Annotated in this window: 11 protein-coding genes, 1 rRNA gene and 1 pseudogene; 6 read left to right on the top strand and 7 right to left on the bottom strand. The window is 46.4% G+C overall.

Features of this window, described 5'->3' with window-relative positions:
- The 6 genes and pseudogenes from TCA2_RS23130 to TCA2_RS23105 form a co-directional block, all read right to left on the bottom strand.
- Positions 1-145, bottom strand: a 16S ribosomal RNA gene (locus TCA2_RS23130); the annotation flags it as partial.
- Between the two features lie 460 nt (positions 146-605).
- Positions 606-1,286 (bottom strand): MBL fold metallo-hydrolase, encoded by a 681-nt coding sequence (locus TCA2_RS23125; protein ID WP_047913956.1) that lies wholly within the window; start codon positions 1,284-1,286, stop codon positions 606-608.
- A gap of 4 nt (positions 1,287-1,290) precedes the next feature.
- Positions 1,291-1,923, bottom strand: coding sequence for a TetR/AcrR family transcriptional regulator (locus TCA2_RS23120; protein WP_238546495.1), 633 nt, complete (start codon positions 1,921-1,923; stop codon positions 1,291-1,293).
- A gap of 227 nt (positions 1,924-2,150) precedes the next feature.
- Positions 2,151-3,080 (bottom strand): hypothetical protein, encoded by a 930-nt coding sequence (locus tag TCA2_RS26410; RefSeq protein WP_052512278.1) that lies wholly within the window; start codon positions 3,078-3,080, stop codon positions 2,151-2,153.
- A gap of 83 nt (positions 3,081-3,163) precedes the next feature.
- Positions 3,164-5,323: pseudogene (locus tag TCA2_RS23110) on the bottom strand (alpha-amylase family glycosyl hydrolase); the annotation flags it as partial.
- Between the two features lie 316 nt (positions 5,324-5,639).
- Positions 5,640-6,332 carry a YceI family protein gene (locus TCA2_RS23105; RefSeq protein ID WP_047913955.1) on the bottom strand — a complete coding sequence of 231 codons (693 nt, stop codon included), beginning with the start codon at positions 6,330-6,332 and terminating at the stop codon, positions 5,640-5,642.
- 305 nt (positions 6,333-6,637) lie between these two features.
- Between TCA2_RS23105 and TCA2_RS23100 the strand changes: the two genes are divergently transcribed.
- The gene (locus TCA2_RS23100; protein ID WP_047913954.1) at positions 6,638-7,324 is read left to right on the top strand and encodes a response regulator transcription factor; all 687 of its coding nucleotides are present in this window, start codon (positions 6,638-6,640) and stop codon (positions 7,322-7,324) included.
- On the top strand, positions 7,309-8,712 hold the full coding sequence (locus TCA2_RS23095; RefSeq protein ID WP_081872778.1) for a HAMP domain-containing sensor histidine kinase: 1,404 nt from the start codon (positions 7,309-7,311) through the stop codon (positions 8,710-8,712). Before TCA2_RS23100 ends, TCA2_RS23095 begins: the two co-directional genes overlap by 16 nt.
- Positions 8,713-8,841: 129 nt before the next feature.
- Here TCA2_RS23095 and TCA2_RS23090 read toward each other — a convergent pair whose 3' ends face one another.
- On the bottom strand, positions 8,842-9,468 hold the full coding sequence (locus TCA2_RS23090; RefSeq protein ID WP_047913952.1) for a nitroreductase family protein: 627 nt from the start codon (positions 9,466-9,468) through the stop codon (positions 8,842-8,844).
- A 227-nt stretch (positions 9,469-9,695) separates the two neighbouring features.
- On the opposite strand from TCA2_RS23090, the gene TCA2_RS23085 reads away from it, so the two are divergent.
- From TCA2_RS23085 to TCA2_RS23070, 4 genes are all read left to right on the top strand, one after another.
- On the top strand, positions 9,696-10,577 hold the full coding sequence (locus TCA2_RS23085; protein WP_047913951.1) for an NAD(P)-dependent oxidoreductase: 882 nt from the start codon (positions 9,696-9,698) through the stop codon (positions 10,575-10,577).
- A 140-nt stretch (positions 10,578-10,717) separates the two neighbouring features.
- Positions 10,718-13,198 carry a helix-turn-helix domain-containing protein gene (locus TCA2_RS23080; protein WP_238546494.1) on the top strand — a complete coding sequence of 827 codons (2,481 nt, stop codon included), beginning with the start codon at positions 10,718-10,720 and terminating at the stop codon, positions 13,196-13,198.
- 245 nt (positions 13,199-13,443) lie between these two features.
- Complete coding sequence (locus TCA2_RS23075; protein ID WP_047913950.1) at positions 13,444-14,763, top strand: MFS transporter; 1,320 nt, start codon at positions 13,444-13,446, stop codon at positions 14,761-14,763.
- 47 nt (positions 14,764-14,810) lie between these two features.
- On the top strand, positions 14,811-17,090 hold the full coding sequence (locus TCA2_RS23070; RefSeq protein WP_047913949.1) for a glycoside hydrolase family 3 N-terminal domain-containing protein: 2,280 nt from the start codon (positions 14,811-14,813) through the stop codon (positions 17,088-17,090).
- The last annotated feature ends 67 nt before the right edge of the window (positions 17,091-17,157 follow it).

The following is a 17,157-nucleotide window of genomic DNA, read 5'->3' as shown; positions in this document are numbered from 1 at the left end:
ATCTTATGGGCAGGTTACCTACGTGTTACTCACCCGTCCGCCGCTAAGTCTCAGAGAAGCAAGCTTCTCATTGACTCCGCTCGACTTGCATGTATTAGGCACGCCGCCAGCGTTCGTCCTGAGCCAGGATCAAACTCTCCGAAAGAGAGCGATTAAGCTCATTTAGAAAAACTGACGAGAACGTAATGTTCTCTTTATTTTGCTCGGTTATCATACAGTCTGACGACTTGTACCATAACCTCGCGTTTAGAATTTCGAAGAATCGAAATTCTTTGCTCACTCGTTGTTCAGTTTTCAAAGATCAACTTCGTTGCGTTTCAACTCTCGTCTTCAGCAACTTTTATATCATATCATTTCCGGTTTAGAAATGCAAGCTTTTTTCAAAAGTTTTTTTCAACTTCTCATCGAAGCTTACTTGCCTTGTTCTTGTTTGAAACGGCTTATTTCTTGGCCGGAATTAGAATATACCATGTACATAAAATTTATGCAACACTTTTTTTGAGAAAAATTTGTTTACTATTCTCTCTTCTATTAAACTCATACCTCGACGAATACTCACTATAAACAAAAAACCTGTCTATATGACAGGCAAGCTTGTTTGTAATCTATATAGATATAGATGAATTCATCATCCTCATATACTCATCCAGATGATCTGCCGCGCTAAAGACAGGTTTGCCGTGACATACCTCCACTCGGTGCGGCTTCAACTCTTTGACTATACGGCTGCTTCGCACAGCTTCCTGCATATCCGCTGTAAACATCGGCATCGGACGGTTCAACCTGCCTTTCTTAGATGTAAATAGATCACCTGCGAGCAGAACGCCATCCTTCTCATGATAATAAACGACATGTCCTGGAGAATGTCCAGGTGTATGGTAACCTTTTAATGTGCCCACACTCTCAATCCTGCCCTCCTGATCCACTGAAAGAGGAGTTGCGAGCTGCTTAGGCAGTGAGGCGGCAGCTTTTTTTCGACGAGGGTAGGCTATATCTCCTTCCATATAGGGGATCTCAACAGGATGCACATAAACAGGGACCTGATGATGTTCTCTTATTGAAGTCACGGAGCCGACATGATCGGAATGTCCATGAGTAAGTACAATCTGCCGAATCTGTCCTGCTCCCAGCTGCTCAACGAACTTCAGTATTCCTTTGGCCATGGAACCCACTCCGGCATCCACGAGAGTCACTCCATCCTCTTCTGCTACAATCCATACGCGCACCGGAAACAGCATCCACGTCTTCAATGCCCAAATATGCTCGGAGACTCGCTCTATTTTCATTGTCTTACCTCCTTGATTTTAGCTTCTCGGTAAAACCCAGTAATATGATCTCAAATGATTCTTTAAATGTAGGCAAGAGTCTCGCTGATAATTCCTCAGCTGTCTCGCTTGATTGATGATAGGTTCCAACGATCCCATGCAGCATATAAAAATATATTCGGGAGTAGGACAACAATGTATCACTTTCTTCTTCAAGCTCATAGATGTCTCCAAGACCTCTCTTAAACAGATTGAACAGTTCATTGCGCAGTTTATTAAGCGGAAGCTCTGGCTCGATATCCACCCGCTCTGTATTGGTTCCGAAAAATATCGTATGCATGTTGCGATGACGCAAGCAGAATTCAATAAATCGCCAGCTCACCTCTATAAGCCTCTCTTTAGAACTCATATTCGTATCTTCAAGCGCCAGAAGCATATTCGACTTTAAACGTTCCAGCGGTGGTACGGATAATTCGTGAAGCAGTGCTTGTTTATCTTTGAAGTAGATGTAAATCGTTGTATGTGAGCAGCCCGCTGCTCTTGCAATCTCTCTCATAGACACCGTATCAAAGCCACGTTTCGAGAAAAGCTCAGCTGCCATGGCCAAAATGACCCGCTTGGTTTCTTCAGAACGAATCTCTTGTCTGTTTCCTGCCACTAAAACACCTCCTTTAGATAACCACTGGTTTGTAACCTCTGGTTATAATATAACCAATGGTTATCTAACAGTCAACCATTAATTTCCAAACAAAGAAAATGGAGTTTTTTTGCATCTATATAGCTAAATCAACTTCCGACTTGCAACATCAAGGTTTGTCTACCGCACTTCAAATAAAAAAAACCGAGTCAGGCTCGGCCTGCTCGGAATTCATTAAAATGCTGATATTACGCATCTATATTTCCACGTACGGTCATAGTACCTAATATAGTGTACGTCGATTTAATCGGTTCTTGGCCTTGGATAGTAACTCCTACCCTTCGGGCTTCATCTTCATATCCCCTGCTGCGCAAATATTGCTGTGCTACTACTCTTGTCTCGTACATCGCACTTAATTCTACATTTCGAATGATTGCAAGTGCTGCGGGAAGACTGCACTGGTCAAGTGAGGTTCGTACCTCTTCTTCACTCTCTGGATCTACTTGCTGTATAAGTCGCAGCTCCTCCTCAGCTAGTTCCGCCTTCTCTAATGGATTCGTTACGATATGAAGAGTGTCTTGTGTGAGGACGACAGCACTAGCAGCACGTTCAGCCTGTATTTCTTTAATATAAGCATAAGGATTCTCGATCACAGGCAGATCAAAGTCCTTCCGAAGCCTCTCATGCAGCTCCTTCCTTAGCTTCTCTTCTTCCGGTGTACAGCCATACGGTGAAGCCAAAGCTTCTTCTTCCCAAATCTTAACCTGCGTTCTGTATGCATCCTCACTCTCAAAACGATTATAGAACAGAGCACTATCCGTAAGAGCAATACTTAGAAAATCTCTGAAACTGCCAGCGATCAGTTTGTTTGTTTCTCCAAAATCCATAGGGCTGATGCAGACGATCGGTGCCTGATCCAAGCTCTCCACCTCACCGAAATCAGTCAGATAGCCGTAATGAATACCATCACAGCCATTGGAGCCAAAAACAATAACATCTGAGGGTGTACATAAGTAACGAAAGCTGCCTAGTTCAGGGATGAGCCCCATACCAAAATCCAAGCCCTGCGGATGAACCGCACGGAATTCTTCTTCTATAGAAAGAAGCAGCTGTAGATCAGCCGGGATCTCGTATTTTCCAAAGTTAAGGCGGACGGATTCAGACGAAAGATCATGCATCGTGATAATCCCCTTTTCAAATGATGTATTTTAAACTATAAATACGAGATCCCTTATGGTATTCCTCTATCCTCTCTGCAAGCTCAGCTCTTCTTCTCCTTTAAGACAACAGCCGTCAGCGGCTCCAAAATCATCGTATCTGCCGTGAGCTTCACTCCTGTCGGCTGATCCAGCCGACTGACTCCTGCACGAGTTTGGTCTACAATGACCTCACATGAAGTATAGTCCTGTTGTAGTCTGAGCTTCCTTGCCTTCTTATCCGCATTTACAAACACATGATAGCACTCACGCTCATCACTTGAGAGACAGCTGTATGCGATAACGAGATCTGTTTTTTGAATATCCGGTGTATTAATTCGTGTTACATTGCGATTAATGAGCTCCATGCTGTCTAACCGGAAGGCGTCCGAAGCTTTTCTGAGCTGTATAAGCCCTTGAAGATGCTTGCGGGTCTCGATATTTACTGGATATTGCCCTTCGTCTGTAGCTTTTGCCCACTCGAACATGTTGACGACATCCGTTGAGTCGTGAGAATCATTAATATAATAGTGGATCTTATCCCCGGTTGATGCAAACTCATGGAACTTATGCTCTGGTATACCCTCGGCCTTCCACTGCTTCGTTCTTCCATACTCCTGTCCTGCATGCAGGAACACCGTCCCCTGAGAGGTCAGCACGAGAACATGACCCAGGCGAATCCGCTGATGAATCTCCAGATCGTCCTCCGGAATCTCTGGATCTTTATCGGTTGAGATCGCAATCACATCATAGAGCGTTAAATTGTCATGCGCTTCAATATATTGGACCACATCCCCCGGACTATCTGCCGGGATATTGGAGGGCTGTGCCTTTATGTTGTTGAAAATGAGTTCAATGTCTCTTGGCCCGTCCGTTAGAAAACGGGGTTCTCCTTCATTGCCAAAACCCGACTTCAGCTCATTTCGGATCTCATCTGAGAAGACACCGACATCGTCTGTCTTATCCATCCAGTCCTGATCTGCAGCAAGCCCCTTCAAGGCCGCATCGGATTCATCTCCTGCAAAGGTACGCCATCCTTCGCCGATAAATAGGGCTTGAGGATTGATTTTAGCGGCTTCATCATATGCCTTCTGAACGGCGGGATACGTTGCATCCCCCATCATGTCCCAGCGCAGACCGTCGATTTTATACTCACTAAACCAATATTTGACCGAATCCACCATCAGCTTCTCTGCCATCTTCCGATCTGTCGCCAGATTGTTGCCGAAGCCGCCGATAAATTCTCCCTCCGCATTCTGCCAAGCATAATAACCCGGTACAATATCATTAAGGAATTCCGGGAGTGCCATGTGCGTGTATACGACATCGAGAATAACACCCATTCCGGCCTCGTGAATGGCATGGATGAGTGACTTCAGCTCCTTGATACGAAGCTCGGGGTCAGCAGGATTCTCGGAATACGCCCCGTCCGGTGAGAAATAATTGTGCGGGTCATAGCCCCAGTTATATTCATTGTCGAGGGCAGAATAGTGAAGCTCTCTCTCTCCCATCTTCAGTTCATTCCCTAAATACCAAGCCATAACAGGCAGCAGCTGAACGTGGGTTACTCCCAGCGATTGAATGTAAGCTAATTTGTCCTCAAAAGCTCTATAAGTCCCCCATCTTGCAGACAATTCCCCTTCAATCTGCGGATCAGAAGTAAAATCACGGACGTGGATTTCCCATATGATCGCGTCTTCTCTTTTGTTGTAATCTTTAATAGAAGCAAAGCTCAGATCAGCGACACGGGTACGTTCCAAATCTACGATGGCCGCCTTACCAATAAGTTCGCCGTCCTCACCCGGATCTCCCTTGGTATCCACTCGTGACGGAGCCATGGATTTAGCATAGGGATCAAGCACCTTTTTGGTGACGCCCTGATTTGTAACTTCATATTGATAGAAATAACCGTGAAGGTCATCTACAGATAGCTCATCCGGTGATAGAACCAAACTCCAAATACCGCGTTCTCCTTGAACGAGCGGGAATTGGCCAGCCAGCTTCGTATCGTCATTCGGATGGTATAGACTCACTTTAACTTTAGAGGCAAGTGGAGCCCATAGTTTCAGTGTTACAGAACCGTGATGGTAATGGGCGCCTAAGTCATCACCGCTGTATGCATACTGCTCATCGAATTGCTTCCAATCGACTGGATTGTGTGAAGCTGTGGAATGCGTAGTTTTATGTACGTTCAACTGATTTTGTTCGATCATACCTTGAGCCTCCGGTTCGTTATATAATCTTGCTGCTAAGCTGGAATTCACCAATCAACGTCCTATCTAATTACACGGGCTGCAACTGACTCCATTTTCATAACTCATTTCAACTAATAGGTATTTCCCAAACCCATTCAAAATGAAACATCTTCAATATAAATTTAATTCATCGTAAATGCAACCGTTTGCATAACTTTGCACTAACTTTTTATTTTCTTACCACTTTCAGCATTCTTCTTATTCACTTCAGGATTCTTCTTATTTATAGAAAGAAAAAACCCAGTCTTTTAAATAAAGACCAGGTTTCTCTACTGAATGTATTACATTAAGACTGACTCAATACGAGCTCCAGACGCACATTCACATCATTTTCTGTCTCCACAACGACGTTATGCGGGTTCTCCATCCCAAAATCATCGAATGTCACTTCCGTTTGTCCGGACAATAGGAGGTTTCCTTCCTGATAGCTGACTTCAGAGAAGAAGGTCACATCCTTTTCCATCCCTCTTACCGTCATGGTGCCTTCAATCGTTACTGGCACAACCTCACCTTCTGTCCACTCCTCAGGAAGTCCTGTAAAGGTGTCTGCAGTAAAAGTAGCCTCAGGGTATGCTGCTACATCAAAAAAGTCGCTCTCCTGTAAATGATCATCACGCTGAGCATTACCTGAATCGAGGGCCGACATATCCATGATGCCTTCAGCCGACATCGACTCCGGTGCTGTAAAATCAATACTCCATGCTCCCGTCACCGCATCATTCACAAAGTTTACGGTTTCTTGAGAAGTCGTAATAGACCAGTACACTTTGGATTCATCCTGCAGCGCCCAGGCTCCAGTCAACTCTTCACTGCTTACGGTCTGTGCTTCACCCGAAGGCTCTGTATTGCCAGACATAACCGATTCAATCTCTACATTGTTGCCAAGAAAATTGTTGATTCCTCCATAAGCGGCTGTGCCGCCAACAATAAGGGCCGCGGCTGCTCCTGCAATAATCCAATTTCTCTTTTTCTTATTCATTATTATTCCTCCCAGCATCTCTCATGTTTTTGATCTAATCTATGGTTTCTCTCTTGTGTTCTGGCTGCGGCATGAAAGAATCATAGCAAAGGAATGTGTCAGGAGAATGTCAAAAGAAATAGAGAAGTGTTTATGATAAAATTCATGCATATCCTTGCACAAGGACAGCCATCGAGCTACGTTCATATGAAAAGAAATCAACCTGTAAATGATTAGAGAATAAAGCTTGTACCGTTTAACTGTAACGGATAAATAGAGAATGAGACCTGTGCTGTAATCCGGGAGGAGAAAGGAGAAGGTGTCTGTTGAAAAAAATAATGATCGTGGAAGATGAACGGGCTATTTCAAAAGTACTCAGCGCTTATCTGAAAAAAGCCGGATTTGAAGTGAACGCTGTATATGATGGAGAAGAAGCCGTAAGGCAGCTAACCATTCAGGTACCGGCGCTTGTCATATTGGATATTATGCTCCCTCGCAAAAACGGCTGGGAAGTGCTGCAGCACATCCGAAAAACGAGCAGCGTTCCTGTCATCATGCTTACCGCCAAGGACGGTATAGATGATAAGCTCATCGGATTGAACAATGGGGCCGACGACTATATGTCCAAGCCTTTCATCCCCGAGGAGGTCGTTGCCCGTGTGAATGCCGTACTGCGCAGACCGCTCGGCTGGACAGACAATGAGGAGCATAGACGCAGCTATGGCTGTCTCTCTCTCGATTTTCGCTCACAGAGAGTCATGTTAAACGGAGCCGACGTCCCGCTTACTCCGCGGGATACTTCTGTACTCTTCTTTCTCGCAGAGCATCCGAATCAAACCTTTACACGGGAGCAGCTGATCGAGAACATCTGGGGACTGGATTACGAAGGCAGTGATCGGGCTGTGGATCTATCGATTAAACGGATCCGGCATTCCCTCTCCCACTGGCCTAAAGAAGAAGGAGATATCAAAACATTACGAGGAACGGGGTATCAATTTTGGATAAACCGCTGAGATCGATAAAAGTATACTGGACAAGGCGCTATTTCCTCGCCCTCTTCGCCGGGCTGGCCATTCTGAGCCTGCTGTCCTTCTGGTGGGTCAAGCATGAATCCATGGATCGTCGGCTTGAGACCACCCGAATCCTTGCCCAAGAGATCGCTGACAAAATCGTTCAAGGAGCCGGCAGCGATGAGGTTGAGTACCACAGGCAGGATTTAAATGCGCTCATCGATAAACGTAAAAATATGATCGAAAAAAGCGCGGGCATGTGTGTCATTATTACGGATCAGGAGGGTAAACCTGTGTTCTCCAACCCTCCGATGCCAGAAGAGCAGTTGAAGCAACGGATTCTATCGCCGGAAGCATCTGGCTCGAAAAAGATTACCGCCCCTATTACGCAATCAGGGACAGAAATTGGCGAGGTTATCCTGCTCCTTCCAATAAAGTCGTTCACGATCATTACGGACCAAACCTGGCTTGTTGCCGGGGCCTTTGTCTTTCTTGCCGTCCTTGGGTGGGTCACAATCCACCTGCTCACAAGAAAATTGGTCAGCCCGATCCGTGATGTCGCCGAGGCAGCACGCGAAATACGCCAGGGTAATTACGATGTAACTCTAAGCACCGACGTGAAGGAACAGGAAATTTATGAGCTGACGACCTCGTTTAAGGAGATGTCCGAGCGTCTGAAGACGTTGGAGCACTCCAGATCATACATGCTTGCAGGACTGACACATGAACTGAAGACGCCTGTCACTTCCATCAAAGGATTGCTTCATGCCGTACAGCAAGGCGTCGTTGAACAAGAGGAAGCTGGCGAATTTATGGAAGCCGCACTCAAGGAAACGAATAGGTTAGAGCATATGGTTGCTGATCTGCTGGATTATAACGCCATTGCAGCCGGAGTCATTCCGCTCAGGCCTGAGTCAATATCAGCGGTTCCCTTCTTCAGAGAAATGATCTATCAATGGTCACTTCATCAGAGCTGTGACATGCAGACGCCTGAGCTGACGTGGGAAGAATCCGTAACAGAGACTACTCTATGGGGAGATCCGCTGCGTATCCAGCAGATCATGACGAACCTGCTCAACAATAGTGTGGAATCTGCAACAGAAGATCGACAGTTTCATTTAAGCGTCCATGTAGCTTCAGCGGGGAGTCAGGACTTGTCCATCGTCGTTAAGGATAATGGCAGGGGAATACCGGCAAACGAGCAGGAGCTCATCTTCGAACGCTTCTATCGCGGGAATGACAAACAGGAACGGGTTCGTGGATTGGGGCTGGGTCTCAGCTTCAGCAGGTTGCTAGCCGCGAACATGGGCGGTCATCTGCGGCTCATTGAAACTTCTACTGCAGGAAGTACGTTCGAGCTTCAAATTCCTTTGACCTCTGGAAAGAACTGAATAAACGAAAAACAGCCGCTTGTATGAATTGTGAACTTCGTCCTGTTTTTAGATGGCGTTCTAACTATGGAGGGATCACTTCATTCAAGCGGCCGATTCATGTTTAGGCGTTATTTTTAGATGAGATGCTTACTTTCTTTTCAGTTCCAAAATGCTGTTGCTTAAGGCACGGCGCTCATTGGGTATTTCTCGCTCACGGAATCGCTCATCCAACGTGTCCAGCCCTGCACGATAACCCAGAGCGATAACCGCTTGCAGCTCAATGTAATCCGGAATGTCTAGAATTTCACGCGCTTTGTTTCGGTCATAGCCTCCCATGGCCCGAGTAGCCAGCCCCAGCAGATGTGCCTGCAGTGCGATGGAGCCCCAGGCAGCACCTGCATCAAAAGCATGTGCTCCATTAACTCCACCGTTCTCGTCTCTGCGTGTATCTGTAGCAAGCAGAATCAGAACAGGCGCATGATCTGACCATATCCGGTTACCAGGAAGTATGAATTCCTTGAACAGCTCGCGCTCTTCTTCTGTCTGAGCGATATAAAAACGCCATGGCTGCAAATTGTTGGAGGACGGCGCCCAGCGTGCGGCCTCAAGCACCGTATACAGCACATCTTGTGGAACCGGTTGATCCGCGAAGGAACGGGAAGACCAGCGCTCCACAAACAATGGATTCACCGGATAGTCCGGTGTCCGATGAGCACTCACATCCTGCAAAGATACTTCCAGCACATTCTGACGCTTTGTCTCATTATTACTCATTCTCTATCACTCCTTGTTTGGTGTTATAAAAAACAGAGGCATCGTCCCTATGCAGTAGAGCAACACCTCTGTTTGTTCACAGTCAGCTATATTTATGTCATGTCTTAGATAACTTACAAATTCGATGAGATTGGTATAGATTGAAAATAGCACCAACGAATTGGTGTGTCAATCTATATTTAGGATTATACTTAGAAGCAGGATATCCAAAGGAGGCAGCAATTCATATGGCAATTTCATCAGAACAAACCGCTGTAGGATTCATTGGTACAGGCGTAATGGGCAAAAGCATGGCAGGACATATCCAGAAGGCAGGGTACAAGCTTCATGTATACACAAGAACTGCAGAGAAGGCAGCCGAGCTCGTAGAGCAAGGGGCCGTCTGGCATGAAACTCCTGCTAGTCTGGCTGAGGCCTGTCAGGTCATCATAACCATGGTCGGCTATCCGAAAGATGTGGAGGAGATTTACCTCGGTGAGAATGGACTTATCGCAAACAGCGCTCAAGGAACTTATCTGATTGATATGACGACGTCCAGTCCTCAATTGGCAGAACGCATCCATCAAGAAGCCGCTGCAAAAGGACTTCATGCCCTGGATGCTCCCGTATCAGGTGGTGATATCGGCGCGCGAGATGCGAAGCTGTCCATTATGATCGGCGGAGACGCTGCGGATTTTGAGGAGGTCACTCCTCTGTTTAAGCTGATGGGAACCAACATCGTTCACCAAGGCGCAGCCGGTGCGGGACAGCACACCAAAATGTGTAACCAGATCGCCATTGCCTCGAACATGATCGGGGTAGCGGAAGCACTGGCTTACGCCAAGACTTCAGGACTTGATCCGGAGACGGTACTGAAAAGCATCGCGACGGGCGCCGCTGGCAGCTGGTCGCTCAGCAACCTCGGCCCTCGCATGATTGGCGGCAACTTCGAGCCTGGATTCTATGTGAAGCATTTTATCAAGGACATGCGTATTGCGCTTGAGTCGGCGAAGGAGATGGGACTGGATACACCAGGCCTCGCGCTCTCTGAATCCATCTATGAGCAGTTGTCCAAGCTGGGTTACGATGAGAAGGGAACCCAGGTCATTTACAAACATTTTATTGAATAATAGCTTACCCGAATGCTTGAAGCTCCTCTTTCGATCCTTGAAGGAGGGGCTTCATTTCTTTTAGAAAAAAATAGGTCCATTTGCTCTCTTAAAATTAAATGAATAAGATTGAAGGACAGACAAAAAAAGGGGGTCTGCAGATGCCGCGTACTATATACGAGCTGGTTGAAATTGATGATAAACTGCCTTTTGACGTGTCGCTGCATCAGGTGAACTATGTACCAAGCCACTGGCATAACAGTGTGGAGATCATTTTTGTACTCAATGGCAAGCTGGAGGTTAGAGTTGGTACAGAGACGCAGACCATCACAGAGGGCGACATCTGTCTGATCAATCAGTCGCATGTCCATGAGGTTGTCGGTCTTACTTCCAACATCATTGCCACTTTCCTAGTTCCTGTGCCTTATCTCAAAGTACATGTACAAGGCATAGATCAAATGTATTTTGATGCTTTGGCAGGTAAACCCGATATGGAAGACAATGAATCCTACCGGCGCATTCGTCACCTGCTTGCAGAATTGGTTCTGCTGAAATATAAACGAGGCAAGGTTTACGAGCTGGACATGCAGACTCGCATGCTCTCTGTCTTTGCCATTCTAATCAAGCAGTTTCGAAACGACCCGGTGCAGGGAGCAGTCAACGAGAAATATAAAGAACGTATGCTGAGCATCATCAATTACATTGACGATCATTATAAGGAGCCCATTTCACTGCAGGCCTTGGCAGAACGCGAGTACTTGTCTGTACCCTATCTGTCCAAATTCTTCAGCGAAAATATTGGTCTCAACTTCCAATCCTATTTGACAAGCATCCGGCTAAAATATGCTGTGGAGGAGCTATTACGTAATGAAGGGACCTCCGTCGCTGACATTGGATCGAATCACGGCTTTCCTAACATGAAATCATTCTATACTGCTTTTAAAAATAAGTACCATAAGACGCCAAACGAATATCGCCAGCAGTATGAACGATCCATCAGCATACCGTCTCACGCACCGGACTTCTCGACGAGCTATGCAGAATTTAGCCAGACAAGGGCGCTGGATATCATTGAGCAGTTTTTGGAATATATGAAGCAGGAAGAGAACACAGACACTTCCGTACTTATCGGACGTACGTCTACTGCAAGACAAGTGAATGTTACTCATTCCAAAAGATCCATTCAGCATACGTGGAAGAACCTGATTACGATCGGAAAAGCCAAGGAAGGTCTGCATGCAGACGTTCAGGATCAGCTCAGATACTTGCAGGCGCGCTGCCCGTTCAACTATTTACGGTTCCACGGCATTTTTGACGATGAAATGATGGTCTATGATGAGGTAGATGGAGAGCCGCGGTATCATTTTCGTCTGACGGATCAATTGTTCGATTTTTTATTGTCTATTGGTATAAGGCCGTTCATTGAGCTTGGATTTATGCCTTCCAAATTAGCACAAGATCCGGAACAAACCGTGTTTCGCAATAAAAGCTGTGTCAGTCCTCCCATTTCCATTAGGATGTGGTGCGAATTGATCGATCATTTTGTCCGCCACTGCGTGAATCGTTATGGACTCAAGGAAGTCAGCAGCTGGAGATTTGAATTCTGGAATGAACCCGAGCTCGCCTACTTTTGGCCGGGATCGCAGGACGAATACAAAGAAATGTATTTGCAGACTTACCGTACGCTCAAAAGTATATCTACAGAGCTGCAGATCGGCGCACCAGGAAGAATATTAATGATTCCATATGATTGGTTTGCAGGTCCCTTCTATCAATTCTGCAGAGAGAACAATGCGATTCCAGATTTTATTCCGGTGCATTACTATCCGAATGAGCTTGTTCCTGAGACCGAAGAAACACACAGACAATCATACCCGGATCTCATTCATAAGAAGATGAATATATTCAGCGGTATTTCAAAAGACTCCGATCGACTGAACAAGATGCTGAACCAGGAACTAACGATAATGAAAAGAGAAGGTCTTGATCATCTTCCGATTCACATCACGGAGTTCAATTCGACGACCGACCACCGGGAATTAACCAATGACACGCTTTACAAAGCAGCATATATCGCCAAGAATATTGTTGAAAACTTGGACAAGGTTGAGAGCTTCGGCTATTGGGTCCTAAGCGATAACATTGAGGAATTTACTGCATCGTGCCATCTCTATCATGGAGGTATGGGGCTCATGACACAGTATGGTATTCCAAAAGCAGCCATGCTCAGTTATGAACTACTCTCAAAGCTGGGGGATCAGCTCCTTGATCAAGGTGAAGGATTTATTGTAACCCGTAATAAGGAGGCCTATCAGATTCTCGCCTATAATTACTGTCATTATGACGAGTTGTATTTGGCAGGAGATGTATCTCTGATCCATCAGACAAGCCGATATCATCGGTTTAAGGATGAGAAAATATTAAATCTGGAAATAGCGCTGCGTGGTCTTCCTGAGTGTAATTTTCGCATAACCAGACAGAAGCTGACTCGACAGCAAGGGAGCAGTTATGATGCCTGGGTTCGGATGGGAGCCCCGGAACAGTTAAGCTTGGAAGACATCCAGTACTTAAAATCAACTGCATTGCCGGAAAGGTTTACGGAAATCAGGACGCCGAATGAAGCACAATCTTTTGGTTTTTGAGCTGGAGCCGCACGCTGTTGAGTTAATCGAAATATCGCCTCTACTATAACAACGAACAGATAGGTCAATTTTTAATGTTGGACATCTTTATTTCAAAACATCATCTGTCCAGAGATTAAAAATTGATACTAAAACAGATAAAGAAGCCGCCTGCCGAAAAGCAGACGGCTTCTTTACAATATAAATGTAAGCGTTTTATGAAACCGCTTTAATAAGTTGTTTATTTCATTTGGGAGGTTATGAATATGGGGGAAAATAGAGTGAAAGGCCAACAGTACACCCCGCTCGGCAGACTGAAAGCATCCGTTATTTTTGGATATTTCTGTATGATGATTGCTTTGATGACACCGGCTACCCTGCTCTTAACGTTTAAAATTTTAGAGATCACACCTGACGCAAGTGCATCGAACGCTGCTTTTGGTGTTGTAACAGGCGTCGGTGCCTTCTTTGCCCTCATTGGCAACCCCGTTGGCGGTGCCCTTAGCGACCGTACGAACATCAGGTTAGGCCGCCGGCGCACTTGGATTATAATTGGTCCAGTGGTTGCGTGTTCCGCGCTTGTACTTATCGGATTTGCAACCGAAGTATGGCAAGTCGTCATCCTGTGGTCTATCGTGCAGCTGTTCTTCAATTTCGGTATGGCAGCTTATACAGCGCTTGTTCCGGATCAGGTTCCCGTTGAAAAACAAGGCTCGGTCTCGGGTCTGATCGGCATTGCTATTCCGGTAGCTATCGCGCTAGGTATGGTCCTGATGAACCTTATGCCAAATGCATCTACTCCTGCAAAATGGATTACACTTGCGATCATTGGTATTGCAGGTCCAATTATAAGCACCTTCTTCATCAAAGACGGCAAAGTTGAAATTGAACGAGAAGCAAGCTCCGTTCCGCTTGGCGAAAAGCTGCGTAATATTTACCCCAATCCCCGGAAGCATCCTGCCTTTACTTGGGCGATGGCAGGTAAATTCCTGCTTATGATGGGATATTGCAGCAGTGTTTATTTAACGATGATGCTTGTGCAGCGAATGGGACTCTCCGAAACGGCTGCAACAGGTGTTGTTACGACGATTAACATTGCTTCCATGGCAGCGGCGGCCGTTATGAGTGTGCTCGGCGGCACGCTGTCCGATAAATTCGGCAAGCAGAAGCCATTCCTGTACGTATCGGGAGCCATTATGGCGATTGGCGTATTCATCTTTGCCTTCTTCCCAAGTATTCCTGTATTCATTGCAGCTTCTGCCATCATCGGTCTCGGTTATGGATGCTTCTCTGCTGTAGATACCGCGCTGGTAGCACGTATTCTGCCGAACAAGGAAAATGCCGCAAAGGATCTTGGATTTATGAATGTAGCCAATGCCCTCCCTCAATCCATCGTTCCCGCTATCGCACCGTTTCTGCTGGCTGTCGGCGGATGGGAAGGCTTCTATATCGTGCTCGGCCTATGTGCCGTGCTGGGCGTTATTGTCGTTAAGCCGCTTCCAGAGCGAAGCAGAAAAGATACATCGTTGGGTTCTAAAGAAAGCAATGTAGATGATCACATCGGCCCGACGCATACCGTTTCCTAATAAAGAATACGAAGAAAAAAACAGCTTTATCGCTGGAGGAGAAACACATGACAAAACATACTGACGAAATTAAAACTCAAGAAATCAAATATATTAAAAATGAACGAGGTCCCCTGCTGGGATACACGAGTGGATCAGGTGTTCAAATCATAGAAAAAGACGGTCTGTTCTTCAAGGATCTAAGCAAGAACGGAGCTCTCGACAAATATGAGGACTGGCGGCTGACCCCTGAAGAAAGAGCAAAGGATCTGGCTTCCAAAATGTCTGTAGAGCAGATTGCCGGACTTATGCTCTACAGCAAACATCAATCCATTCCTGCTTCAAGCCATGCCTGGATCAAGAGCACATATAACGGCAAAGCCTATGAGGAGAGCGGAGCTCATCCGTGGGACCTGACCGATGAGCAAAAGGAGTTCCTGGCAAACGATCACTTAAGACACGTACTGGTCACTACGGTAGAAGGCCCGGAAATTGCTGCGAAGTGGAATAATAACGTTCAGGCTTACGCAGAAGGCACCGGACTTGGAATCCCGGCCAATAACAGCTCCGATCCCCGCCATGGCTCGGATTCAAGCTCCGAATTTAATGCAGGCTCCGGGGGACAGATCTCCATGTGGCCGGAATCGCTGGGACTCGCGGCAACCTTTGATCCGGATGTAACAAGACGTTTCGGGGAGATTGCTTCCAAGGAATACCGGGCGCTCGGACTTACGACGGCTCTGTCCCCACAGATTGATATTGCCACAGATCCGCGCTGGTTCCGTTATAACGGCACCTTCGGTGAAGACGCTAAGCTTGCTGCGGATATGGCGAGAGCCTATGTAGATGGTTTTCAAACCTCCGATGGGGACCTCGAAATTCACGAAGGCTGGGGCTATGACAGTGTAAACGCCATGGTAAAGCACTGGCCGGGCGGTGGATCGGGGGAAGCCGGACGGGACGCCCACTATTATTGCGGACAATATGCGGTTTATCCGGGGAACAACTTTGAAGAACACTTAATCCCTTTTGTCGATGGAGCATTCAAGCTGGATGGAAAAACCGGTGAAGCCTCTGCCGTTATGCCGTACTATACCATTTCCGCAAACCAGGATATGAAGAATGGTGAAAATGTGGGGAATTCCTATAATTCTTATCTTATTACAGACTTACTGCGCGAAAAATACGGTTATGACGGTGTCGTTTGTACAGATTGGGGGATTACCGGAGATATTTGGGGTGATAAGGATTCCTTTTTGTCTGGAAAACCATGGGGTGTCGAGCATCTGTCTATAGCAGAACGCCACTACAAGCTGCTCATGGCCGGTGTGGATCAGTTTGGAGGCAATAATGAAGTCGGCCCTGTTCTGGAAGCCTATGAAATGGGTGTTAAAGAGCATGGAGAAGCGTTTATGCGTAAACGCTTTGAGCAATCTGCCATTAGACTGCTGAAGAACCTATTCCGTCTGGGTCTATTCGAGAACCCATATCTAGATCCACAGGTAAGCTCCGAAATTGTAGGAAACGCTGAATATATGCGTGAAGGCTATGAAGCGCAGCTGAAGTCGATCGTTATGCTCAAAAATAAAAATAACGTGCTGCCGCTTAAAGTGAGAAGTAAAGTATACATTCCGCAGCGCTATCTTGCTGCCAGCAAGGATTGGTTCGGCAATCCCATCCCTGAGCGCACAGAATATCCCGTGAACCTGGAGGTGGTCTCGAAGTATTTTGAAGTGACGGATCAACCGGACGAAGCCGATGTTGGACTTGTATTTATCAGCACACCGAAATCAGGCACCGGCTACAGCAAGGAGGATGAACTACAGGGCGGCAATGGATACGTGCCGATCAGTCTACAGTATGGTACGTATACAGCGGAACACGCACGTGAGCTTAGTCTCGCAAGTCATCCATCCGATATCGATGGAAACCGGTCATATAAGGGTAAGCGCGTAACACCGCAAAACACGAAGGATTTAGATGCCGTACTTGATACTAAGGCCAAAATGAACGGTAAACCAGTAATTGTCTCTATGCTGCTATCCAATCCGACCGTGGTTGAAGAGTTTGAAGCGGAAGCGGATGCCATTCTTGCCAACTTCGGCGTACAGGATCAGGCCATTATGGAGATCCTGACCGGCGAAAGGGAGCCATCCGGCCTTCTTCCCATGCAAATGCCGGCCCATATGCGTACCGTAGAGGAGCAGCTGGAGGATGTAGCTCATGATATGGAGTGTCATGTAGACAACGAGGGCAACGTGTATGATTTTGGTTTTGGCTTGAATTTCACTGGCGTCATACAAGATGAACGCACCGAGAAATATGGCAGACTATCTACTCAAGTATAATTAGGGAATAGTGGGTTTAGCATAGTAACGCTGACGCAAGAGGAGTACTCTTGCATCAGCGTTATTT

This window comes from Paenibacillus sp. TCA20 (assembly GCF_000732325.1).
GTDB lineage: Bacteria > Bacillota > Bacilli > Paenibacillales > Paenibacillaceae > Paenibacillus > Paenibacillus urinalis.
Note: the sequence above shows the minus strand (reverse complement) of the source record. Positions and strands in the feature narration are given on the sequence as shown.